Below are 22,168 nucleotides of genomic sequence, written 5' to 3'. Positions count from 1 at the left end.
TCCTTTTTAAATCGTGAGGGTGTCGATTGTCAGTTGGTCTTCATGCATGCTGAGCATGATTTTTTTCTGCCAATACGTACTGTCAATTTGGTCACTGAGCCAATAATTCCCTGCAATGGAAATCAGCTCAGCCTGTAAATCGTGGCAAATGATCTTTGCTTCTTTTTGCCCGCTGGCTCCAGCGATGGCTCTGCCTCGCAAAGTGCCATGGATATGAATACTGCCATCGGCAATCACTTCGGCACCAGCACTAACATGGTTCAATATGACCAAGTCACCATCTTTCGCATAGATTTGCTGACCAGAGCGAATAGGAGTACGCACGATTTTAGTCGGTGCCATTTGGGCAGGGGCGGAGGTGGTCTTACTTGAAGACATAACGGCGAACCCTGCTTCTTTTGCTGAAGATTGTGCACGTTTGTCTTTGCAACCAGTCACGCCAACAGGGATCATTCCTGTTGAAAGTACCCCCGCTTTTAACTGCTGAAAATCGACATCACCGGACATTTGTTCGATGTTAAGCACTACTGGCGCATATTGGAAAAATGCAGGGGCTTGTTCGACTTTGTCGTGTAGAAAACGTACACTCTCGCTCACGTCAGTGCCTGACAGGTGAAGGACAGATAACGTAAAACTGCTACCTTTTAAATCCGTGGATGTTGTCATGATTAAATTTCAAACAATTTGGCTTGGGCTCAAACCCTAAAATGGTAGCATGTTATATTTCTACACAATCCTCATCAAGCAACTTATTGTCAAATAGACGCTTTACGTTCAAAATCTCTTAAACTTTACGAAAACTTCACTTTTTAGCGAAGAAAAATACGCAAGAATAGGTCTCATATGTTGTGTTCTATCTACAAAAGCCCTAAAAAAGAAGGGGCATACCTGTACATTCCTAAGAAAGATGATTTTTCTGAGGTTCCGCAGCCTTTAAAAGACATGTTTGGTAAACCTGTCTTTGTTATGGTCATCAAAATGGATGGTCGTAAATTGGCTCAAGTAGACGTAGAAAAAGTAAAAGAATCAATGGAAAGAGAAGGTTACTTCCTTCAGCTTCCACCACCACCAGAAAACTTACTAGAAAAATATAAAGAGCAGAAGGCGAAGCAAAAATAATAACGCTAGCCGCTCAGGGAGAAAGGCTTGAAAAAACTACTCGTTGCTTTGTTAGGTTTGGGCTTGAGCCATGCGGCATTTGCCCAGCCTGACTTTGATGAATATGTCACAGGGCTGAAAGCAGAAGCCTTAGAGAAAGGGATTTCTCAGTCAATTATTGATAAGGCATTTGAAAACGTCACTTATAAACCAAGAGCGGTAAAGGCAGACCGAAACCAACCGGAAAAAAGGCTGACTTTGGATGAATACATACCCAGAGCAGTACCGGACTGGAAGGTAAAGCAGGCTAAAGCCCTTTACAATAAGCACTATACCGAACTGAAACGAATAGGTGATGAGTACGGAGTTCAACCTAGATTTATTGTTGCACTCTGGGGTGTGGAAAGTAATTTCGGTAAGCTCACGGGTGGTTATAGCGTGATAGATGCGCTTACTACTCTGTCTTTTGATGGTCGCCGTGAAGCTTTTTTCCGAAAAGAAACCATGGCAGCGCTCACTATTCTCGATCAAGGGCACATTCTTCCTCATAAAATGAAAGGCTCTTGGGCTGGGGCAATGGGGCAGTGTCAATTTATGCCTAGCTCCTTCCTTGCGTATGCCGCCGACGGCAACAATGATGGGAAGAAAGATATCTGGAATACTAAGTCAGATGTGTTTGCTTCTACTGCCAACTATTTAAGCCAATCTGGATGGGACGACAAGTACACTTGGGGACGTCAGGTCACGGTACCAGCAGGTTTTGATATGAACCTTGAGGGGCGTCAGAAAGCCAAAGCAAAAACATTGGCAGAGTGGAGCAAGTTGGGTGTGACTCGAATTAACGGTAAAGCGCTTCCTCAGCCTAAAGAAGATATCGATGCCTGGTTAATCATGCCCGATGACGAAAATGGCCGCGCTTATCTGATTTACAATAATTATCAGGTGTTGATGAAGTGGAATCGCTCATACTATTTCGGTATCGCGGTAAGTCATCTAGCCGATAAAATTGTGCAGTAATAGTTATTGAACCTCTAAGAAAAAGCGAAGCATTATTGCTTCGCTTTTTAGTAGGAATAATGGATTACAGATTCAACTCTTTGCTGAAAGCTGAAAATTGAATGTTAGCTGTTGTATTGTTCGCAGGCCAGCATTGTGTTTTCGATAAGGCTTGCAACGGTCATTGGACCAACACCACCAGGTACCGGTGTAATAAAGCTCGCATTTTCCTTAGCCACGTCGTATTCAACATCGCCAACCAGTTTACCTGAATCTAAACGGTTGATACCGACATCAACGACAATCGCCCCTTTCTTGATCCAAGCACCAGGAACAAAATTTGGTTTGCCAACCGCAACCACAACCACATCAGCTTGGCGGACGTGATTTTCTAAATCTTTCGTGAAGCGGTGACAAGTTGTCGTTGTACAGCCTGCAAGCAACAACTCAAGCGTCATAGGGCGACCAACAATGTTCGATGCACCCACAACAACGGCGTGTTTTCCACGCAACTCGATATTGTAGCGATCCAGCAAAGTAATGATGCCTTTTGGCGTACATGAGCGAAGTTTAGGGATGCGCTGAGACAAACGACCCACATTATATGGGTGGAAGCCATCTACGTCTTTATTCGGTGTAATGCGCTCTAAAACCTTGGTGCTATCGATGCCTGCTGGAAGAGGAAGCTGAACGAGAATACCGTCGATTTCACCGTCTTGGTTTAATTCATCGACCAAAGCCAGTAATTCTTCTTCTGAAGTAGTAGCAGGAAGGTCAAAAGACTTAGAAACAAAGCCGACTTCTTCACACGCTTTACGCTTGCTGCCTACGTAAACTTGAGACGCTGGATCTTCACCAACTAAAACCACGGCAAGGCCTGGTGCGCGGAGCCCTGCATCAGTACGTGCTTTTACACGTGCTGCAACTTCTGAACGAACAGTTTGAGAAATGAGTTTGCCATCAATATTTTGAGCAGACATGTTATTCCTTGAGGTTATGGGGCTTAATTTTGGGCGTATTGTCGCAAAAAAATATGACAATATCTATTGCGCAAACGATTGCTAGTTAGGCTTTCGGTGCGTTTTTCTCCATTCCGGCTTTTTTTTGGTCATTCGAATCAGAATGTTAGATAAATTCGTTGACCTTGTTCAATCATCTCGTATAATCCTTTTCCTGTAGCGCGCCCTTAGCTCAGCTGGATAGAGCACGTCCCTTCTAAGGATGTGGTCGAAGGTTCGAATCCTTCAGGGCGTGCCATTATTCAAAACCCCTGATAGCGTAAGCTGTCAGGGGTTTTATCGTTTTATATGCTGCCTATGAAAATTGTCAGTACACGATAGGTAACTTTAGCTACGCTCCGTTAATACCCTAAATGTTACTCTTTGCTTAATTTTGTTGAATTAGGGAAGAGTTCATGACATTTCAATCAAATGCTCAAATCCACCAGTTTATATCTGGCGCTTATTTCCACGATACGTTTACAACATACATTCAAAATCACAACCAATCTGCGATGGACGTGTATATAGAGTTGATGAGTAAATCCCCTCAGTGGGTGAATGCGCTTATGGATCTGCGAAATCGAATTGTGGGTGTCTTCGGGTTAAAAAACTTGGGGAAGATGCGAGATCTCCAAAGTGATAAAAAGGCGGCTGACTATTGTGTGGGTGATCGAGTGGGTATCTTCACATTGCACTCTGTGAACCAGCAAGAAGTGATTCTAGAAGACGAGGACAAACACCTTAACGTAAAAGTCTCTTTCTATCTGGAAAAGCTGGGAGATAAAATCCAAGTCCACGCGACGACGGTTGTCCACGTTCACAACAATCTTGGTCGTGTGTACATGCTGTTTGTTACACCAGCGCATAAGATCATAGTGCCGTCATCACTGAAAACACTTACTTCTTAATTGTTGTTTGAATTCTACACAAATCTCTGCGATTGAATCACAGTGAAAGCGAAACCGCCTAGTCAGTAACACTCTCTTTCACGCCTTCGACGTATTTTTCCATCTTAGCGACGAAAACAGCTTTGGTGAATGGCTTGGGTAAGTAATCATCCATACCAACATCAAAGCACTTTTGAATATCGTCTTCTAACACGCTTGCTGTTAACGCAATGATGGGGATTGGGTTTAAACTATTTTTTCTTTCGTGCATACGAATTTCTTTTGTTGCATCAAACCCATCCTTTACTGGCATCATGCAGTCCATCAAAACCGTTGCAAACTGGCTTGGGTTGGCTTGGTAGGCATCGACGGCTTCTTGCCCGTTGTTTGCTATAAAAACTCTTAATCCCATTCTCTCCAAATTGATCTGAGCAACTTTTTGGTTTACTGCATTATCTTCAACCAATAGTATTTCAGGCGAAACATTGGTATTGGTTTCCATTGAAAAATCATAGGCAGAAGCCGCATCGGGAGTATGCTGGCTCACACTCTCTTTCAACACAGTAAGAAGGCGTAGGCCGAATAATGGATCTGTTAAATAGCCATCAACTAAATGCTCAAAATTATAATGTTTTTGGTGGTTATTTCGGACTAATACAACGGGTAATTCTGGATGCGTTAAACGAATTTGCGACAGCAAAACATGCGTAGGTTCTTCTTCTGCCTGATGACAGAGTACAACACTATTTTCGGGTATATCTGGTTCGCTATTGTCCATATCGTACGTCGAATATGAAACACCAAAATGTTTCAGTTCATCACAAATAGCCGCGCCTTCTTCAATATTAACGAGATAGACAGCAGGTAGGTTATTAATTGGCACTTGATGTCCCGACTCGATAGGGCAGGTGATTTCAAATTTAAACTCACTGCCATTTCCTTTTTCGGAAACGAGTGTCAGTTTGCCGCCCATCAGTTCGACAATCTTGTCACTGATGGCTAAGCCAAGGCCCGTTCCTCCAAACTCTTTCGAGGTGTCTGAATTTTCTTGTTCGAAAGCCTGAAAGATTTTTTTTTGCTGGGAAACATCAATACCTATACCAGTATCTATCACTTGGAACAGTAAAGTGATGTTTCCAGAATCCATTGCGCGACTAGACAAGATGAGAGAAACAGAGCCTTGCTTGGTGAATTTTATCGCGTTTGAAGCGAGATTCATCATTACCTGACGAAGCTTGTGTTCGTCTAACTTTACGTGCTCAGGAATGGATGTCGAAACGTCGACGTTCAATTGAATACCCGACTGATGTGATTTAGGGGCAATGAGAGCTGCGGTATCGTAAATGACTTCTCTTACATTCGACGTGTGTGGTGAAATTTGAAGCTTTCCAGATTCAATTTTAGAGAGATCCAGCACGTCATTAATGAGCATGAGCAGAGTCTGTGAAGAAGAATCTATGGTTTTTAGATAATCTTTTTGAATGGCGGAAAGGCTTGTGCCTTTTAGGATCTCAGCCATACCGATGATGCCATTCAATGGGGTTCGAATTTCGTGAGACATATTCGCTAAAAACGAACTCTTAGCTCGGTTGGCTTTTTTCGCCTCTTTTACCGAATATTTGAGCATATTCTCGATCTTTGAAGCGTTAAATATCAGTATCAGTAGCGAAATGACGGAGACGACCAGCATAGTCACGAATAAGAAGAAACGATAAGTTGCTATAGTTGCCTCTGAAGCATTGATGGCAGCATCTACATGCTCGCTTAATTCAAAAAAGTTGGCTTCTATAGAATGCGCGTTTTTACGAAGCTCGCCATGTTGACCCAGTGTTTCGTCTAGCCCTAACACACGAAGGCTGAATAGTAAGTCATGAATTTGCTCGGATATCTGTTCAAGCAACGTGATTGAATAGGTGTTTTGCTCATTGGGTGATAAGTCATTCTTTAGCGCCATTAAGCTATTGATAATGGATTTCTTTTCTGAAACATCCTTTTTATAGAGGCTTTTCAGGAGTTTGTTTTCGACTTGCAATAGGAAGGTTTGGTTAGCACCCATTTCAAGTACAAGGTGTTCCGTTTCGGCAATAAGTTGTTTTACGTTTTGAGGTGATTTGCCCAGTTCTAATCTGAGTTGCGCAAGATTGAGCAGTAACCTATCGACCAACCCAGAGGTCGGCTTGTAGATATGCATATATGTAACAGAAAGCGAGTTGAACCCGTCTTTATATTGCCCTACAGAAGTAAGCGTTCTTTTAAGATCATCTCGAACATTAATATCGACTTCGGCGCTTAAGAGATAAATTTCATTGAGCGCTTGAGATAATTCTGCGATCTCGGATTCAAACCGCTCGGTGTATTGTTCAGATTTCCTTGCGAGAAAATCTTTCTCATGGCGGCGCAGTTGAAGTAATGAAGTATGTGCTTTGGTAATGTCGTGGCGGATTGTGCCCAAGATGTCTTGCTGCGTATTGAAGTATCCATTGGCAAATACCCATACTAGAAACAAGGCAAAAATGGTCACAATTGAGAATGCGATCTGACCTTTAATTGAATTCGAGAGCACTTTTATGATCATGAGTATGCAACAGAAGTGAAATTATCTACTTAACGTAGAAAGAGTTGAGCTTTTTTTAAAGGAAAACAACGAAGTAATTGATTGAAGTGTGACCTTTACGTGACAAAAAAAAGATGCCTTCAAAAAAGGCACCCTTTTGATACAAATATTGATAATGCTGTACTTAAATATTTGCCAGTTCTTTTGCGCGCTGATCGAGATTAGAAGCCGAATGCTCAACTTGCTCAATGGAATGCGCCACCTTATTTGTTAGGTCGCTAATTTGGGTCAGGCTTTCATTTATCATGTTCGACACTTTTGACTGCTCATCTGTCGATTGCGCGATCTCTGAGTTCAAACTGAAAATAGTTCCTGTTGTATCTTTAATTTTCACGAAGACTTCACCAATTCTATCAATACTTTCGTGAGCTGTACCCATCAAATTAGCAGCTTGGTTAATGGTGCCACCCATCGAGTTTGTTTTCTCTTGAAGGCTCGCAATGATCTCTTCAATTTCATTTGTTGAGTCTTGAGTTCTTTGTGCTAACGAGCGAACTTCGTCTGCTACTACCGCAAACCCTCGGCCTTGTTCACCCGCACGTGCAGCTTCAATCGCGGCATTGAGTGCCAATAAATTGGTTTGTTCGGCAATAGATTTGATAACGTCGAGCACACCAGAGACTTGAGCACTTTCTGAAATCAACCCTTCCATTGCTTGCTGAGTATGACCAAATTCACTTTGCAATGTCGTCATTGAGTCCACCGCGAGCTGCATCGACGACTGTCCTTCGCTGACGTTTTTATCGTTTTGAGACGCTTCATTTTCCGCCGTAACCGTTACGTCAGTGACACGCGTTAGCGCCGTTGCCATTTCTTCGACCGCAACCAATACAGAGTTTGTTTCTTGAGTCAGAGTGTCGGAGTTCATACGGCTTTCAGACACCACTCCATGCGTTTCAGATGCGAGATCTTGCACATGTGAAGAAATACGCGAAGAGGTTTCCTTAGTTTTATGCAAAGACTCCAGCATGCTGTTAATCTGCTTCGCAATTTCACCGATTTCACCCGTTCCCACATTTTTAATTCTATGGCTTAAGTTACCACTAGACTCAATGGACTTGAGTTGTTCACTTAATGCTGTAACCGGTTTAGTCACAACACGATTGACCATTATGAAACCAATTATGGATACCACGAGCATCGCAGCCATTAAAGCAAGCGTAATGGTAACTGTGCCCTGAAGTGAACCAAAGTCGTTTTGTAGATATCCAAATGTTCGAGCTTCTAATTCAGAGAAGAAACCATCGATGGGCTTCATGATTTTCGCTTTTTCTACATGGTATGTCTTACTGTGAAGCAACTCTGCCGCCATTGATGTGTCGGGGTCGCCTTTGACCGTGTACTGACCTGAATTTGGATCAAGGAAGATACCCTTAACCGCGTTCATTGCTTTTACTTCCAAATTCACTAAGGCATCGGAATTGCTTTGCGCTTCTTTTAACAGCGAGAATTCTTTGTCGGAGAATCCAAGATCTTTCATTCGCTGTTGGATAGATACGGTAATACCATCTGGCTTGGGCTTTTCACCATAATTGATGACCAAATCCCAATATATCTGGTGGTATTTCTCAGGAAGAGGTTTTTCGCCATTACGAATAGCGAGTATGTCCATGTACATGCTTTCATAGTCGGCATTTGCTGTTAGTGCATAAGTTCGAGCAAGCCTTGTTAGATCATCCGAACTTTGTCTGAGCTCGTCAGCAACCTGATAAGAAGCATACCTCGTCTCGGATGTCTGTTTTAGCTTTCCTGCAGAGCTTAGAATATTAAACCCTAATAAAAAAGTGACCACAGATATGACCGATATGGCGCCGAAAACGTAAGCCATAATTGCTCTGGTTTTCATATAATTTCCCTCTACCCAACACAATTGAAATAAGTGTAGTTCAAGAATGTTGATTATTAGAAAGATCTAGAGGGAATTTGTTTTTTAGCTCGAAACGAGATGCAGTAAGCAAGAGATTAAGAATGAACCTACGAGACTATTGACACTATTTGGCGATTTCTGATGATGAAGCGGTGGCGTTTTTACCGTTATCTATAGGTGCGGTAACCACTTGGTTTCGTCCTAATAGTTTTGCGCGATATAAGGCTTCGTCTGCTCGTTTCAGTGTGTCTGCTACCGTGTCTTCTCGCTGGAATTGAGAGACACCAAGGCTGATTGTAATTTCTAAAGACTGGCTACTGCTGTAAAGAACCGCCATACGGATTTTTTCAGCAATGATTTTAGCATCGTCCAAAGCCACGGGAAGAACGATCAAAAACTCCTCGCCACCATAGCGCCCAACACATGCGCCTTTAGGTAAAAAATCGGCTTCAAGCGTTCTCGCTAATTCGGAAAGGACGGCATCTCCCATAAGGTGACCGTATGAGTCATTCAGCTTTTTGAAATGATCGACATCGCATAAGACTAAGCTCGCGTGTTCGGAGACCTCATTCACTTGTCTCGATTTTTCTAAAATCACTCGGTGGTTAAAGAGGTTTGTTAGGCTGTCACGCTCGGCTAAGTGTCTCAATTTCTCTGCGTAGCTATGGGCACGCATTGCTTCCATACGGTAACGGTATACATGACCCGACATCATTACCATCAGCAAAATCATAACCGCAAAGTAGGAGAATTGCTGGTCAAGAAAACGAGCATGATCAGAGGTATAGTGGATAACCAAATCAGGAAAATACGTTTCGATACTGAACAATATTGAAGGGAGGCACACCGCAAACATAATGAACGGCCACCGCAATAAAGACATCTCACGCAACACACTCTGGGTATATAACGCTGTGACTAAACAATATAACGCGGTAGGACCATATGAACCTGAGTTAGAAAACCAAGTTATTGGTATGATAAAAACCATTAAGCAGGCGGCAAATAAAATTGCTACGACTCGATAATGATTTTTGAATCGAGAGTAATACCACATGATTCCCATTAATCCAGCAGCAAAGTAAAGGATGAATGAAAAATGAATGGGCGTGATGTTGGCAACAGTATTAAATACACCAACAATGACTAAAAATATTGATGTTAGTAAAAGAAATACGTGGTGAACTCGATTGAACACATCTTCACTTTCGCCAGATATCCAACGCGCTACTTGGTTTAATCTTTTCAGCATATTATTCAACAGATTGACTTTCCTGAAATTAACCAATTCGTGTAATACCGACTTAAACCAGCCACCATTGATTGATGATCTTAGCTTGCGGGCTGTGACACGCCGAAACGCGAATACGTTCAGATTCTAACAAATAATTTATAAAGACCTCAATATACTGAGCACTTTATCGCATAATCTATTAAACCTTAGCCATATAAATGAGATCTGTGTCATACAAATATTCTATCGAAATTTTGAATTATAAATTTCTACGTTTGCTTGAAATATTTGTAATTTTAACAGCCTGTATAGCATGATTAAAATCTAATCAACAGAGGAATATTATTAAATAAAAGCCATAAATCATACAATGTGGTTGTATTCTGAGCCCTAGAATAAATGGCTGATTTGGATATTTTGAATGAACTAGTAGAATGTTTGGTATGGCTGCTAAATAAGAAATTGAAGCTAGATGCTTGAATTCTATTCACTTAGTGTCTTCCTTCTTTTCAATTTCTTTGAGCGTACGAGTTCATATTAAGTTTATATAGGCTGATAACGAGCTCAAACTTTGTTGATAAAAATACCAAAGCTTAATTTATCCAAGCTAAAATCATTTTATCTTTGAAAGTGTTGGATTATATCCAAAGATCTTGAGACCACTTGGGTATACATTACTTTCTCTCTTAGTAAGGCACTAATGTGTAAAAGGCAAAAGATATGCAGACAAAAACTCATATTCTGGTTGTGGATGACGACAGTGAAATCCGGGAATTACTGGAAGAGTATTTGTCTAAGGCTGGGTTTCAGGTATCAAGTGTAGAAGATGGAGTAGCCTTAGCTGAATTTTTACAGCAGCAAGGGTATCCGGATTTAATCTTATTGGACGTAATGCTCCCCGGTGACGATGGATTTACTCTTTGTCAGAAGGTTCGAAAGCAATCCAATGTGCCTATTATCATGTTGACCGCGGTGTCTGACGAAACGGATCAGATCATTGGTTTGGAAATTGGCGCAGACGACTACATAGCGAAGCCGTTCAGCCCACGTCAATTAATGGCGAGAATCAAAGCCTTGTTAAGGCGAATGCATGTTCAAGAAGATGAGGCCAGCGCATTACCTTCATTATCTCGAAATATCGTGTTTGGTGATTGGCGGTTAGACACACTCTCTCATCGTGCGACTCATTCGGATACCAATGAGACAATCGAATTCTCGGGCAGTGATTTTGCTTTGTTGATGCTGTTTTTGTCTCACCCCAATGAAATTTTGGATCGCGATACCATTTCTATTGCGACACGGGGTAGGGAAGCACTGCCCATGGAACGTGGTATTGATGTGCAGTTAAGCCGATTGCGCCAACGACTTGGTGATAAAGGGAGTAAATACATCAAAACTATACGTGGAAATGGCTATATGTTTACTGCTCCTGTTACTTACGAGCGATAGCTGTGTTAGATGCTAATGCTGTTATAAACAAAAACGCGGTGACCGATAAAAACAGGAATCACGTTTTATGAAGCTGAAATGGCCGAACTCTCTCGTTGCTCGAACTTTGCTGTTAACACTGTTGGCGGTTGTGGTTGCCCAAGGGATTGCAACTTCTATTTGGTATTCGCAATCTAAGCAACGTGAATATGAAGGTATACGTTCGGCATCGGAAAGTATGGCGAATATGTTTGCTTCAACGGTCACGTTTTTTCAATCCCTTCCCAGAGAGTACCGCCATATCGTTTTAGATCAGATTCGGAATATGGGAGGGACTCGATTTTTCGTTTCGTTTAATGAAGAACAGTTGTCTATTGATCCGGTGGCAGAATCTCGCTTAAAACGTATTTCAGTTGATGCCGTTGAACAAGTGCTTGATAACAAGCTTCGAAAAGTACATCAAATTAATGTGGAGTTTTCACGCCCAGATACGTTGCGAATTTTGAAAAATGACATTCGCCTTAGCGATTTACCTCGATCTTGGGCACACCACACCTTAACGCTAGAGCCGCTCAATCCGCCTATTTTGGTGGTGCAAATAGAGCTGGATACCAATCAGTGGCTTTACATCGCCGCACTGCTTCCCGCCCCATACATCAGCTTGGATGACACGATTATTGGCAGCGATCAGGTGCTGTTTCTGGTTTTCTCAACCACACTGCTATTACTGCTTACCTATCTACTGGTTCGTCGTCAGGTTCGCCCGTTGAAAAGGCTGGCAAAAGCAGCGAACGACATGAGTATCGACGTGGAACAGTCTCCGCTGGTGGAAGAGGGCGCGAGTGAATTGGTAACGGCAACCCGAGCATTTAATCGCATGCAATCTAGGATAAACCGTTATATCACCGACAGAGAGCATTTGTTTTCCGCCATTTCACATGATTTAAAAACCCCCATCACACGCCTAAGAATCCGTGCCGAGCTACTGGAAAACGATCAAAAGCGGTTTAAGTTTAACCGTGATCTTGATGAACTGGAGATGATGGTGAAGGGAGCGCTCCAGTGTGTACGAGAGACCGATCTGCATGAGAATAATGCTCAAGTGAACCTAGCGGATATGTTGGCATCGATTGCAGAAAGTCATAATCAGAAAAGCACCAAAGTTTTCTTACCAGACACGCCTATTCTGCCCATTTGGGGTAAACCACTTGCCATGAAACGGGTGCTCACCAATCTCATCGATAATGGGGTCAAATATGGGCATCGCGTACATGTCTATGTCTATGACCACGAGGATCGCCTAGAACTCATCATTCTAGATGAAGGGCAAGGTATTCCTGAAAGCAAGCTGGATATGGTATTTGAGCCATATTATCGCCTTGCTAATGACAAAGATGGACACGGTCTAGGGCTCGGGATTAGCCGAAATATCCTCCATGCACATGGTGGAGATCTCATTATTTACAATTCTCTCAAAGGCGGTCTGGAGGCAAAAGTCCTTATCCCACATGACCCTGAGCTCTAATGTAACATCTTCGTTACATTGGGCTTACCCTTTGTTTCAATCTTCTGTTTTTTCCATGTTTAGACTTAGGGCAAATGAGGAAATGCTCGGTAGTATCCTTTTCCCCGTTTTTGCTTAATCCAAGGCTGCAAAGCCAAAATAACATGGACGATAACAATGAAAATGAATAAAACTCTGATTACCCTATCATTGCTAGCTGCGGCATCTTACGCACAAGCTGGCGAAGTAGAAGTGCTTCATTGGTGGACCTCTGGCGGTGAAGCAAAATCCGCTGCTGTACTGAAAAGTAAGGTCGAGGAGCAAGGTCACTCTTGGAAAGACTTTGCTGTTGCTGGTGGCGGCGGTGAAAGTGCCATGACAGTCTTAAAGACTCGTGCGGTATCAGGTAATCCTCCTTCAGCCGCTCAAATTAAAGGACACGACATTCAAGAGTGGGGTAACCTTGGGTTTCTAACCAGCTTAGATGATGTGGCAAAAGCGGAAAAATGGGAAAGTAATCTTCCAGAAGTTGTAACAAAAGTCATGAAGCATGAAGGTCGTTTTGTTGCCGTCCCTGTTAACGTTCACCGAGTAAACTGGTTGTGGGCAAACCCAGAAGTATTAAAAGCGGCAGGTGTTTCTGTTCCTAAAACCTTGGATGAGTTTTTTGCCTCCGCAGAAAAAATCAAAGCAGCGGGCTACATTCCACTTGCTCACGGTGGTCAACCTTGGCAAGACGCGACAGTATTTGAAGCCGTAGCCCTTGATGTGCTTGGCAGCGCTGACTACAACAAAGCGTTTGTCGATCTAGACATGGATGTGCTGCAAGGTTCAAAAATGGTTGAGGTGTTCGAGAAGTTCCACAAGATTCGTGATTACATCGACAGCAACTCCCCAGGCCGAGATTGGAACGTAGCGACATCAATGGTCATTAATGGTGACGCGGCTATGCAAATCATGGGTGACTGGGCAAAAGGTGAGTTTGCTGCGGCAGGTAAAATGCCGGGTAAAGATTACATTTGTGCGCCAGCACCGGGTACAGATGGTCAGTTTACGTTCAATATCGACAGTTTTGCCTTCTTTAAGCTGAAAAATGCAGACAATGAAAAAGCGCAAAAAGCACTGGCGAAAACCATTCTTACTAAAGACTTCCAAGAAGTATTTAACCTCAATAAAGGCTCAATCCCTGTTCGTTTGGATATGGACATGACCAAATTCGACTCCTGTGCTCTGGATTCAATGGCAACATTTAAGACCAGTGCAGACAGCGGCGATTTAGTACCAAGTATGGCGCATGGTTTGTCTACAACCAGTTACGTTCAAGGTGCCATCTACGACGTAGTCACTAACTTCTTTAACGACCCATCAGCAAAAGCGGATGAAGCAGTTAAGAAGTTGGCAAAAGCCGTAAAAGCAGCCATCTAAGAACGGTTCAAAATCAGTAGTTTTTCGACCCACATCTTCGAGATATCTACTGGTTTTGACATCGGGTTCTCCCCGAAAAGAACACCCCCTGAGAGTCGTGCTCAAGATGAGTCCGCACTTTCCTCATGTACCGCCGCTTGCGGCGGTTCTGAGGGGCCCTCTAACAAGGATAAGTTATGGAGCATGTTTTGACAGTGCCTAAAACGAAATCGGCGCCTAAGCGCAGCTTTGCCGATAAATTACAAAACTGGCTGCCAAAAATTGTTCTGGCTCCGACTATGCTCGTCACTGTGGTGTGCATATACGGCTACATTTTTTGGACTGCAGCCTTATCTCTAACCAATTCCCGCTTTTTGCCTAGTTTCAACTTTGCTGGTTTTGCTCAATATGAAAAATTAATGGAGAACGACCGTTGGGTTACCTCGATCACTAACCTAGGTATCTTTGGTTTGCTCTTTATGTTTATCGCCATTGTCTTGGGTGTAGGGCTGGCTATTTTGCTTGACCAAAACATCCGTCAAGAAGGTGCGATACGTACTATTTATCTTTACCCGATGGCGTTGTCGTTCATTGTTACGGGTACCGCATGGAAATGGATTTTAAACCCAGGATTAGGCATCGAAAAGATGGTGCGAGATTGGGGCTTCACCGATTTTGAATTCAATTGGTTAGTCAATTCCGAAATGTCTATTTATACCTTGGTGATTGCTGCCGTATGGCAATCGTCTGGTTTTGTTATGGCGATGTTCTTAGCTGGCCTTCGTGGTATTGATTCATCGATCATCAAAGCGGCGCAAATCGATGGCGCGAGCTTACCAAGCATCTACTTAAAGATCATTTTGCCATGCTTGAGACCTGTGTTTTTCAGCGCCGTAATCATTACATCCCACATCGCGATCAAGAGTTTCGATTTGGTCACTGCATTAACTGCGGGCGGACCGGGTTACTCATCTGATTTACCAGCACTGTTTATGTATGCGCATTCATTTACCCGTGGTCAAATCGGCTTGGGTGCTGCCAGTGCAATGATGATGCTAGCGGGTATCTTGGCCATTCTAGTGCCTTATCTTTACTCTGAGTTAAGGGAGAAAAAGTCATGAGTAAGCCATTCAACTTAAGCCGAGCATTTTTATACGCTGCTTTGCTGTTTTTCTGCTTGGTGTACCTCATGCCACTGTTTGTCATGGTGATCACCTCGTTCAAAACCCTGCCAGATATCAAAGCAGGTAACCTGATGTCTTTGCCACAAGAGTGGGTGTTTGATGCGTGGGGTAAAGCTTGGTCATCAGCCTGTACAGGTGTGTCGTGTGAGGGAGTAAAAGGATACTTTTGGAACTCATTCCAAATGGTGATTCCAGCGGTTGCTATTTCTACGCTTCTCGGTGCCTTTAATGGGTATGTAGTAAGTAAGTGGAAATTCAGAGGCTCAAACCTATTTTTCAGCTTAATGCTATTTGGGTGTTTTATTCCGTTTCAGGTCATCTTACTTCCTATGGCAGCAACATTAGGCAAGCTCGGGCTCGCCAATACAACGACGGGTCTCGTGATCGTTCACGTTATCTATGGTTTAGCGTTCACCACTCTATTCTTCCGAAACTTTTATATCGGTGTACCGGATGAATTGGTTAAAGCAGCAAAGCTTGATGGCGCAGGTTTCTTCACCATCTTCTTCAAAATTCTTCTGCCTTTATCGCTCCCCATCATCATGGTGACCGTGATCTGGCAGTTCACTGCAATTTGGAATGATTTCTTATTTGGCGTTGTTTACTCCGGTTCGGATACTCAGCCCATTACCGTTGCCCTAAACAACTTGGTGAACACCAGTACTGGGGTGAAAGAATACAACGTAGATATGGCCGCCGCCATTATCGCCGCGCTGCCGACACTGATTGTGTATGTATTGGCAGGTAAATACTTCGTACGTGGTCTCACCGCCGGATCAGTAAAAGGATAAACTCATGGCAACATTACAACTCAACAAGATCCGCAAGACCTATCGCAATGCGGAGCAAGAAACACTAAAAGGCATAAACATCAGTATCGACTCTGGCGAGTTTCTGATTTTAGTCGGTCCTTCTGGTTGTGGTAAATCCACTCTAATGAATACCATCGCTGGGCTTGAAGACATAACCTCCGGTGAAATTGTTATCGATGGTACGGATGTGGCGCAAGTAGAACCGAAAGATCGTGATATCGCGATGGTGTTTCAATCTTATGCGTTATACCCAAATATGACGGTGAGAGGGAATATCGCTTTTGGATTAAAAATCCGCAAAATGCCAACGGACGAAATCGAAGCTGAGGTAAATCGAGTTGCCGAAATGCTGCAAATTGATCACCTGCTTGATCGTAAACCTTCGCAGTTGTCCGGTGGCCAGCGCCAGCGTGTTGCCATGGGACGCGCCTTGGCCCGCAAGCCTAAGCTGTATTTGTTTGATGAGCCGTTGTCGAACCTAGATGCGAAGTTGCGCGTCGAAATGCGTACTCAAATTAAGCGCCTACATCAGCAACTAAACACCACCATTGTGTATGTAACCCACGATCAGATTGAAGCCATGACATTGGCGGATAGAATCGCCGTCATGAAGGATGGAGAGCTCCAGCAGCTAGGCACACCCAAAGAGATCTACAACAAACCCAACAATATGTTTGTCGCAGGTTTCATGGGGTCGCCTTCGATGAACTTCATCCGCGGTAAGGTGGATTTGAATGAAGTTGATCACCCAGTGCTAAAAGTCACGGATGGTGAAGACAAGATTCATGATATTCGCTTACCGGAATCGCTACGAACTCGTGATGGGCAAGAAGTCGTGATTGGCTTGCGACCAGAAAATATCACTGAACAGGTTGAGCTAGGAAGCGTCGCTAGCGAATTGCCTCTAAAAATAGAAGTACTTGAGCCAACGGGTCCAGACACGATAGCCATGGTAAAAGTGAACAACCAAGAAGTGGCTTGCCGATTATCTCCCGAGCTTGATGTAAGCGTTGGGGAGGTAACCAACTTATACTTTGATCTTTCTAAAGCCGTGTTCTTTGATGCGAAAACGGAGATTCGTATCGAACAATAGGTACAAGTCCTACCTTACAAGGGTTTGAAGCCTTAGCGTTTAGGCTTCATTTTGTCTGTGACAACCAAAAGGTCGAGGGACCTTTTGTCGTTTTTGCGCCCCGTAGTGGGCGCTTTTTTATTTCTCGATGGAAATCACGTATCTGACGGTTGCAATAATCTTAATATGTATGAATATGCACACTTATCAAAGATAACGTAAGCTGAAGCAATGATCCGATATGTACTTCCATTAATTTTTCTAACTATAAGCACCATATTCGCTTTTTTTTCTTTCTATGAATGGGAGCCAGGAGATTTTAAATCTAATACGTTTGCATATAAGTTCAAAGTTGACGAGAAAATTAAGGGTTATGAATTCCACACAGAAGAAGGTTCCATAACATTTAGCTTTTATGCATCGGATGGTCTCAAACCAACAATTGTAACAGCTAGGTACGGACTAAACATTTCTCTCCAATCCTTTAAAAACCAACTGATCCAAAACAGCTATCAGTGTGAAGACATAGAAAAGAACATAAGTTCCAAATGTGCTAAAGATTACTATGGTGGCAGAATTTCTTTAATTATTGAGCAGTTAACAGGTATCGGCGTTGAAGTTGAAGCCGCATTTGTAGGGGTTGGAGATGAGTAAAAAGAGACACATTCTAGATGGTACAAAGACTAAAAACTTGTTTAAAGATTATGGGCTAATATATTCGTGTAAATGCGGATGGATTGATCTTGGGCACTTAAACCCTTCAAACTCTAGAATTGAAATATGAGCTGAAAATTTGTGGACTCAGATCAAAAGTGAAGGTGAAGCACTCCGTAGAAATAGTTGTGATAACACTAACTTTGGCAAAAATATCGTCGGGAAAATCGTTGAAAATTCGGGTTTATTGCAGAAGTGTATAGACGATCCATATTTGAAGTTTAGTGATGGAAAAACTGGTTTTTTAGTGAGATATAGACAAGATCACGCGGGGTATGTTGGAAAGCCAGGTGTTGAGAAACGGTATATTGTTAAACATGGGCTAACGCTGGATCAAAAGAAAAAAGTTGCATGATCAATTTTTATGGAAGTATCTTATGGTTTCGAGAGCTTTCAATCTATGTTTAGCTTTATAACAGATAGTGGGTTCAGTCAGGAGGATCTTGTATCTAACCTTATCGGCTTTTACATTGGTATCGGAGAAGTAAATCGTTTAGATGCGTTACGTAGCTGCGAACCAACAACAGACAAATTAGCACGTATTATATGGGATAATGAAGGTGCAGTCGGTTCTAATAAAAACCGTAAATGGAACCCGAAATATGCGAGCTCTACTTATGTTGAAACAATAAAGCAATGCATGGATGAATGTTTGTCTGAAACCAAAGAGCTTCCTCCAAAATTTAAAAGAATTAAACCTTCTATCAAAGGTCTTCATCATCAAGAATTAAAATTAATGTGAGAAAAAATTGGTAAAGCGTAGATTATTGTCTCTGTTGGTCACCTTGTTCTTTGCCTATCTGTTTTGGTCTCTGTCTTATATTGATCAGTTGTCAAAACAAATTTCTACCGAAAAAGCTAGAGTAGTCAGTATGGCTAGACATTTAGAGTTGTGGAAAGAAATCACCGTTAACAATAGTGGGTACCTCAATCAAGCCGCGCTTTTGCAGGAAAACCTAGATATACAAATTACGCCAGTTGAGAATGCGGATATAGAAGATGGACAGAGATTCTATGCCATGTACTATTCAGAGGCAGCAAAGGAACAGGATTTTAGGCAGTATTTTTCAGAATTAGTTTTAGGTAACTATTTTTACATCTTGACGGATGCGGATGGAAAGATTCGAGAATTTTTCTGGGACAAACCATAGACTTTAAAGTGATAAAGCTCGAGTTGGACTAGACCTGAACACATAAGTTAATTATATAAATACCAACTACGGGTGTCTGAACTTGAATTCAGACGCCCGTTTTGCTTTTACTGCCAAGTACCCAATGCCATTTCAGTGGTGAAGCCGGGTCCAAATGCTGCCATGACGCCATGTTCTCCTGCTTTTCGATGTTCAAAACTTCTTCTGAGTACATCGATAACGGCAGCGCTTGAGGTATTGCCAGTTTCACGCAAGCATGCTCTAGAATGGTCTAGAGCGTCCGGTGTTAGTTCCAATGTGCGCTCTACTTCATCTTGAATTCTCCGACCTCCGGTATGGAAGAGGTAGAAATCCAGATCTTTAGATCGCTTATCCTGACGAGACTGAACAAAATCATCGATGACAGGAGCAACGCGTTCAATCGAATACATCACTTCTTTATCTAATGAGAATTTAAAACCTCTCGGCGTCATGTCGTAGCGAATAAACGCTTCACTTTGTTGTAGGAAGTGGCTGGCAGAGTGTGTGAGTTTCATTCCGCTGGTTTGATCGTCTCCACGCATGACTACCGCTGCACATGCATCGCCAAACAGTGAATTGGTCACAAAGTCTTGAATACGGTTCGCGTATTTATCAAAGCACAGCGATGACGTTTCTAGTGTCACAATCAGGGCGTTGTTGTTTGGTAATTGTTGGCAGTGGTCAAATGCTCGATTCACTGCAGCAGCACCCGCTACGCATCCCATTTGAGCCATTGGCAACTGAATGGTTGAATTGTTGAGGTTAAGTGCATTGATTAAATGAGCTGTGAGCGAAGGCATCATAAAACCAGTGCATGAGGTCACAATGACCATGGTGATATCTTTGATCCGAAGATCCGCATTCTTAATTGCTTGAAGGGCGGCTTGTTCAGACATGAATCGAGCCTGTTCATCGTAAATTGCGCTTCGTTCATCAAAATCTTCCAGCGAGACGACTTTCTCGAGCGGGACAATAAGGTGGCGTTTATCAATACTTGAATTTCTGACCATATCAAACGCTTTTTCTGCGTGAGGTTGGTCGCTGTGCAGCGTGCGAAGGCATTCAATAATTTCGTCTTGAGTCACCACGTATTCGGGAAAATAGACGGAAGGCTTACTTAAAACACTCATGACGTTTCTCCTGTTGTTGTTATCTGAATGATCATTTAGATATTCATTGTTTATAAACACAACAACAGTTGCATCATTATATGAATCTGGTTCCGCATCAAAATGAGAGTCGTGGAACAAAACGTTAAGGAGTGCACCAATGTTTCACTTTCCACCCATCTGCTTCTTTTCAATGGGTGGATTTCCGCCTAAACAGATTTCGATTTTTCAGGTGCTCTTAGAGGCAGTTCACACACAACCTTTGTGGTTAAAGGGTTGTTAATAAAATGTATCAAGTTGGTCTGAGTTTTGCTCTTAGTCGAGTACATGGTCTTCAGTGATGACGACTAAGTGTTAAACAAGGAGAATAAAAATGTTAAAGCCTCTTACCCTACTTTCTGCCTCTATCTTGGCGCTTACCAGTTTCCAAGCGGCTGCTAACTGTGACCCTGGCGAGATTGTTATTAAATTCAGCCACGTGACGAATACCGATAAACACCCCAAAGGCATTGCAGCATCTTTGCTTGAGAAGCGTGTGAACGAAGAGATGAACGGCAAAGCCTGTATGCAGGTTTTCCCTAACTCAACGCTTTACGATGACAACAAAGTCCTTGAAGCGTTACTCAATGGTGACGTGCAATTAGCAGCGCCATCGCTATCGAAGTTTGAAAAATTCACTAAGAAATACCGTATTTTCGATTTGCCATTTCTGTTTGAAGACGTGGACGCCGTCGATCGTTTCCAAAATTCAGAAGCGGGTGACAAGCTAAAAAATGCGATGAAACGTCGTGGTTTGAAAGGGTTGTCGTTCTGGCACAACGGAATGAAGCAAATGTCTGCAAGTAAGCCTCTGATGTCTCCTACCGATGCCGAGGGGCTAAAATTCCGTGTTCAAGCATCGGATGTATTGGTCGCACAGTTTGAACAATTAGGGGCAAACCCACAAAAAATGTCGTTCAAAGAAGTGTACGGTGGCCTTCAAACGAAAGTTATCGATGGACAGGAAAACACGTGGTCGAACATTTACGGCAAGAAATTTTTCGAAGTACAAGATGGCATCACCGAAACCAATCATGGCATTTTGGACTACCTAGTGGTGACATCGAATACATGGTGGAAGGAACTGCCGAAGGATGTTCGTGAAGAGTTTAACGCGATTCTTATTGATGTGACGGCTGCACGTAATTCCGCTTCCAGTGAAGTAAACGAAATCAACAAGCAAAACATCATAGCAGCGGGTGGCGTGGTGAGAACCTTGACTCCGGAGCAACGCCAAGAGTGGGTAACAGCCCTTCAACCTGTTTGGAAGAAGTTCGAAAAAGACATCGGTTCAGATTTGATCGAAGCCGCTTTAGCTTCAAATAAATAATAAAAACAGACCCTAGGCATGGCAATTTCTGTCATGCCTATTTCCCTTACTTTTTCCAAATACAGCGGAGTATCTGTATGGAACAGTCCTTATTTACTCGAGTCGGTAAGGTAACGGATCAAATCGAAGAAACACTGATTGCGTTGTTTCTTGGAAGTATGACCCTACTTACCTTTGCCAATGTGGTATTTCGTTATGTGTTTAACGACAACATCCTATGGGCATTGGAGCTGACCGTTTTTCTCTTTGCCTGGATGGTACTTGTCGGCGCTTCTTATGGCGTGAAAAAACATTTTCACATTGGCGTAGATGTCATTATTAATCTAGCACCAGAAAGTGGGAGAAAGATGTACGCACTAGTCGCCGTTGCGCTGTGCCTTCTCTTCTCCATTTTGTTGTTTATTGGTTCTTGGAATTATTGGTATCCGTTTGTGACTGAGCGCGCATGGTACGAGACCGACGACATTCCTATGCCGGAAATTCTGCAATTCCTATCCGACTGGATGAATGAAGGCGAGCGCTACGAAAAAATGCCACGCTTTATCCCTTACGCTGCACTTCCAATTGGTATGGCGTTACTGACCTTTCGCTTTGCTCAAAGCGCGTGGCAAATCGCGACAGGAAAAATAGATCGTCTTATTTCCAGCCATGAAGCGGAAGAAGATTTAGAAGCATTGAAATCTGAAAGCAAGGAGAGCTAAGC

The 22,168-nt window shown here is 42.8% G+C and carries 21 protein-coding genes and 1 tRNA gene; 16 read left to right on the top strand and 6 right to left on the bottom strand.

Features of this window, described 5'->3' with window-relative positions:
* Positions 1-6: 6 nt before the first annotated feature.
* Positions 7-666, bottom strand: a complete 660-nt coding sequence (gene minC, locus Q8W40_RS02270) for a septum site-determining protein MinC (RefSeq protein WP_101113556.1) — start codon at positions 664-666, stop codon at positions 7-9.
* 177 nt (positions 667-843) lie between these two features.
* Here minC and Q8W40_RS02265 point away from each other — a divergent pair, with 177 nt between their 5' ends.
* The gene (locus tag Q8W40_RS02265) at positions 844-1,119 is read left to right on the top strand and encodes a YcgL domain-containing protein (protein ID WP_101113557.1); all 276 of its coding nucleotides are present in this window, start codon (positions 844-846) and stop codon (positions 1,117-1,119) included.
* Between the two features lie 27 nt (positions 1,120-1,146).
* Entirely contained in the window at positions 1,147-2,115 is a 969-nt protein-coding gene (locus tag Q8W40_RS02260) for a lytic murein transglycosylase (protein WP_305395701.1), read from the top strand.
* A 104-nt stretch (positions 2,116-2,219) separates the two neighbouring features.
* Here Q8W40_RS02260 and folD read toward each other — a convergent pair whose 3' ends face one another.
* Positions 2,220-3,074, bottom strand: a complete 855-nt coding sequence (gene folD, locus Q8W40_RS02255; RefSeq protein WP_305395700.1) for a bifunctional methylenetetrahydrofolate dehydrogenase/methenyltetrahydrofolate cyclohydrolase FolD — start codon at positions 3,072-3,074, stop codon at positions 2,220-2,222.
* Between the two features lie 200 nt (positions 3,075-3,274).
* Between folD and Q8W40_RS02250 the strand changes: the two genes are divergently transcribed.
* Positions 3,275-3,351 (top strand) — tRNA-Arg (locus Q8W40_RS02250).
* A 157-nt stretch (positions 3,352-3,508) separates the two neighbouring features.
* The gene (locus Q8W40_RS02245; RefSeq protein WP_305395699.1) at positions 3,509-4,003 is read left to right on the top strand and encodes a DUF2867 domain-containing protein; all 495 of its coding nucleotides are present in this window, start codon (positions 3,509-3,511) and stop codon (positions 4,001-4,003) included.
* A 58-nt stretch (positions 4,004-4,061) separates the two neighbouring features.
* Here Q8W40_RS02245 and Q8W40_RS02240 read toward each other — a convergent pair whose 3' ends face one another.
* The 3 genes from Q8W40_RS02240 to Q8W40_RS02230 form a co-directional block, all read right to left on the bottom strand.
* Positions 4,062-6,557 carry an ATP-binding protein gene (locus tag Q8W40_RS02240; RefSeq protein ID WP_305395698.1) on the bottom strand — a complete coding sequence of 832 codons (2,496 nt, stop codon included), beginning with the start codon at positions 6,555-6,557 and terminating at the stop codon, positions 4,062-4,064.
* 163 nt (positions 6,558-6,720) lie between these two features.
* A complete protein-coding gene (locus Q8W40_RS02235; protein ID WP_305395697.1) occupies positions 6,721-8,442 on the bottom strand; it encodes a methyl-accepting chemotaxis protein in 1,722 nt (573 codons plus the stop codon).
* 145 nt (positions 8,443-8,587) lie between these two features.
* A complete protein-coding gene (locus tag Q8W40_RS02230) occupies positions 8,588-9,715 on the bottom strand; it encodes a GGDEF domain-containing protein (RefSeq protein ID WP_305395696.1) in 1,128 nt (375 codons plus the stop codon).
* A gap of 702 nt (positions 9,716-10,417) precedes the next feature.
* Here Q8W40_RS02230 and Q8W40_RS02225 point away from each other — a divergent pair.
* From Q8W40_RS02225 to Q8W40_RS02180, 10 genes are all read left to right on the top strand, one after another.
* Positions 10,418-11,146: a response regulator gene (locus tag Q8W40_RS02225; protein ID WP_305395695.1), complete on the top strand. Its 729-nt coding sequence runs from the start codon at positions 10,418-10,420 to the stop codon at positions 11,144-11,146.
* Between the two features lie 67 nt (positions 11,147-11,213).
* Positions 11,214-12,650, top strand: a complete 1,437-nt coding sequence (locus Q8W40_RS02220) for an ATP-binding protein (protein ID WP_305395694.1) — start codon at positions 11,214-11,216, stop codon at positions 12,648-12,650.
* Between the two features lie 156 nt (positions 12,651-12,806).
* Entirely contained in the window at positions 12,807-14,054 is a 1,248-nt protein-coding gene (locus Q8W40_RS02215; protein WP_305395693.1) for an ABC transporter substrate-binding protein, read from the top strand.
* Between the two features lie 176 nt (positions 14,055-14,230).
* Complete coding sequence (locus Q8W40_RS02210) at positions 14,231-15,154, top strand: carbohydrate ABC transporter permease (protein WP_101113567.1); 924 nt, start codon at positions 14,231-14,233, stop codon at positions 15,152-15,154.
* Entirely contained in the window at positions 15,151-16,008 is an 858-nt protein-coding gene (locus Q8W40_RS02205; RefSeq protein WP_305395692.1) for a carbohydrate ABC transporter permease, read from the top strand. Before Q8W40_RS02210 ends, Q8W40_RS02205 begins: the two co-directional genes overlap by 4 nt.
* A gap of 4 nt (positions 16,009-16,012) precedes the next feature.
* Positions 16,013-17,122 (top strand): ABC transporter ATP-binding protein, encoded by a 1,110-nt coding sequence (locus Q8W40_RS02200; protein ID WP_305395691.1) that lies wholly within the window; start codon positions 16,013-16,015, stop codon positions 17,120-17,122.
* A 210-nt stretch (positions 17,123-17,332) separates the two neighbouring features.
* Positions 17,333-17,755 carry a hypothetical protein gene (locus Q8W40_RS02195; RefSeq protein WP_305395690.1) on the top strand — a complete coding sequence of 141 codons (423 nt, stop codon included), beginning with the start codon at positions 17,333-17,335 and terminating at the stop codon, positions 17,753-17,755.
* A 139-nt stretch (positions 17,756-17,894) separates the two neighbouring features.
* Positions 17,895-18,170: a hypothetical protein gene (locus tag Q8W40_RS02190; RefSeq protein WP_305395689.1), complete on the top strand. Its 276-nt coding sequence runs from the start codon at positions 17,895-17,897 to the stop codon at positions 18,168-18,170.
* A gap of 9 nt (positions 18,171-18,179) precedes the next feature.
* Positions 18,180-18,557 (top strand): hypothetical protein, encoded by a 378-nt coding sequence (locus tag Q8W40_RS02185; protein ID WP_305395688.1) that lies wholly within the window; start codon positions 18,180-18,182, stop codon positions 18,555-18,557.
* 130 nt (positions 18,558-18,687) lie between these two features.
* Positions 18,688-18,966: a hypothetical protein gene (locus tag Q8W40_RS02180; protein WP_305395687.1), complete on the top strand. Its 279-nt coding sequence runs from the start codon at positions 18,688-18,690 to the stop codon at positions 18,964-18,966.
* A 107-nt stretch (positions 18,967-19,073) separates the two neighbouring features.
* Here Q8W40_RS02180 and Q8W40_RS02175 read toward each other — a convergent pair whose 3' ends face one another.
* Complete coding sequence (locus Q8W40_RS02175) at positions 19,074-20,117, bottom strand: type III polyketide synthase (protein WP_305395686.1); 1,044 nt, start codon at positions 20,115-20,117, stop codon at positions 19,074-19,076.
* A gap of 352 nt (positions 20,118-20,469) precedes the next feature.
* Here Q8W40_RS02175 and Q8W40_RS02170 point away from each other — a divergent pair, with 352 nt between their 5' ends.
* Together Q8W40_RS02170 and Q8W40_RS02165 are read left to right on the top strand one after the other, a co-directional pair.
* On the top strand, positions 20,470-21,465 hold the full coding sequence (locus Q8W40_RS02170; RefSeq protein ID WP_305395685.1) for a TRAP transporter substrate-binding protein: 996 nt from the start codon (positions 20,470-20,472) through the stop codon (positions 21,463-21,465).
* Between the two features lie 77 nt (positions 21,466-21,542).
* Positions 21,543-22,166 carry a TRAP transporter small permease gene (locus tag Q8W40_RS02165; RefSeq protein WP_305395684.1) on the top strand — a complete coding sequence of 208 codons (624 nt, stop codon included), beginning with the start codon at positions 21,543-21,545 and terminating at the stop codon, positions 22,164-22,166.
* The last annotated feature ends 2 nt before the right edge of the window (positions 22,167-22,168 follow it).

The sequence above is a fragment of the Vibrio penaeicida genome (genome assembly GCF_030689305.1).
Taxonomy (GTDB): Bacteria; Pseudomonadota; Gammaproteobacteria; order Enterobacterales; family Vibrionaceae; genus Vibrio; species Vibrio penaeicida_B.
The sequence above is the reverse complement of the archived record's forward strand: the minus strand, read 5'-3'. Positions and strand labels throughout refer to the sequence as shown.